General features: G+C 66.4%; 1 protein-coding gene. It reads right to left on the bottom strand.

Going from position 1 to position 229, the window contains the following annotated elements:
- Positions 1–229, bottom strand: a 229-nt coding sequence (locus SB719_RS23035; RefSeq protein WP_412160172.1) for a cobalamin B12-binding domain-containing protein, incomplete at both ends; no start/stop codon positions are given.

A 229-nucleotide genomic window follows, 5' to 3' on the forward strand; every position in this document is an offset into this window, starting at 1 on the left:
GCGCGCCTCGCTGGCGCGGCGGACGACGTCCTCGATCATCTCGACCAGCCCCATCTTCATGCCGTCGTTCGGGTGGTAGATGCGCTCGACGCCGTAGCCCTGCAGCTCGCGGATTTCCTCGGGCGTGATCGTGCCGCCACCGCCGCCGAACACGCGGATGTGGCCGGCGCCGCGTTCTTTCAGCATGTCGACCATGTACTTGAAGTACTCGACATGGCCGCCCTGGTAG

This window comes from Pantoea sp. SIMBA_079, from assembly GCF_046940275.1.
In the GTDB taxonomy this organism is placed as follows: Bacteria; Pseudomonadota; Gammaproteobacteria; order Enterobacterales; family Enterobacteriaceae; genus Pantoea; species Pantoea borealis.